Origin of the sequence: Marinobacter goseongensis (assembly GCF_023156235.1) — a bacterium.
Lineage (GTDB): Bacteria > Pseudomonadota > Gammaproteobacteria > Pseudomonadales > Oleiphilaceae > Marinobacter > Marinobacter goseongensis.
The window spans coordinates 1-1,611 of record NZ_JAKZAI010000071.1; the positions used below are offsets into that span (position 1 = coordinate 1).

The window sequence follows — 1,611 nt, forward strand, 5'->3', positions numbered from 1 at the left end:
TGGAATGCCGAGTTGCCGGCTTTGAAAAAAGTGGCTCAATACGATTAGGGCAAGTGGGTCGATTTAACGGCGCTTACAAGATACGCAACTGATCATCTCAGCGAAGATTCCGTGCTCTAACCCGCCTACTCAAAACGACATTGATTCCGTGTCGAAACTGAGAACCTCAGTGATGTCCGCGCTCAAGGCCGTGGGCATGGGGCTTACGGCACTGGATGCAAAGGAATACGTCAGACTAATGCAGACAATGCTCAGCTGGCGAGAGGATTTCAGCTGGCTGCGGCCACCGAATGAGTTTTACAACGAGGAAGAACTGATCAAAGAGCAGTTCTTCGACACCGAAACAGCCTTTGAGGCAAACGCAGATACGCTGAAACTTGGGCGCAAGTATGTTCGAACATTAAGCCCAAAACAGTATCCATCTCAGGTGCACCTTGGTATACCCGCCAACTACATCATGGACACCAGCAGCGGCGGCCGTGGCATCAAAGGTAATTACCTGTTGACGGCCAGTGTGTATTTCCCGGATTCCGAGAACAAACGGGAGATGATGAATAATAAGCGGAACTGGGTACTGAAGAACGCCACTGGTCCTCTGTTGAAGTTTGTCCCCAGGCTCGCACAGCAACATAGAAGTTTTGAAGCTTTGTTCAACGCCTTGGACGAAGGTGACAAAGCCGTTGAGCTGAATCTGACGCTCTCACTTTTCGCAGACAGTGAAGACGAGCTGACGCAGGCGGTGTCTAACGCGAAAACGTACTACCGCACGCTCGGTTTCCAGATGATGGAAGACAAGTTCTTTAATCTGCCAGTCTTCCTGAACGCGTTGCCGTTGGGCGCAGACCCAAAGGCGAAGCAGGCGCTCAACCGCTACACCACGATGGCAACTCGACACGCCAGTCTGCTCTTGCCGTTTCTTGGCGATTGGAAAGGAACATGGACACCGCTGATGACGTTTATCTCGCGCAGCGGCCAGCTCATGAACATGGATTTGTTCGACTCCGCGTCAAACTACAATGCCGTTATAGCAGCGGCATCCGGTGCCGGTAAGTCCTTCGTGACCAACGAGATTATATGTTCGTATCTGGCCACCGGGGAGCGAGTATGGGTAATCGACGTCGGTTACTCCTATAAGAAACTGTGCGATGTACTTGGCGGTGTTTTTATCGAATTCTCTGAAGACCGTGACATCTGTCTGAATCCGTTTGATGTGATTAAAAACTTCAAAGAAGAGATCAACATGATCGTCGGGCTTCTGACAGCCATGGCCGCGCCTAACGAAAAGCTTTCTGATCTTCAGTTGGCCATTATGCGAAGAACGCTCAACGAGCTATGGGAGCAGCACGGTCACAACTTAACTATTGATTTGGTCGCCAAACAGTTAATCGAGACCGGCCTGGCCGAGCAGGATTCCAGGATCGCCGACATCGGAAACCAACTATACCCGTTTACGTCTACAGGAGAATTCGGCCACTGGTTCAACGGGCGTAATAACCTGGATGTGGCAGGCAATTCATTCGTTGTGCTTGAGCTGTGTCAATGGCCATTTATTTTGACCCACCTTTGGCCAATAAAATTGACCCACCTTTCATAGTCTAGTTCGTGGTTTTC

The 1,611-nt window shown here is 50.4% G+C and carries 1 protein-coding gene and 1 pseudogene; both read left to right on the forward strand.

Going from position 1 to position 1,611, the window contains the following annotated elements:
* Nucleotides 1–85: 85 nt before the first annotated feature.
* Nucleotides 86–826: pseudogene (locus tag MLC70_RS18805) on the forward strand (TraC family protein); the annotation flags it as partial.
* 159 nt (nucleotides 827–985) lie between these two features.
* Nucleotides 986–1,594, forward strand: a complete 609-nt coding sequence (locus MLC70_RS18810; protein ID WP_282448543.1) for a TraG/VirB4 family ATPase — start codon at nucleotides 986–988, stop codon at nucleotides 1,592–1,594.
* Nucleotides 1,595–1,611 lie beyond the last annotated feature (17 nt).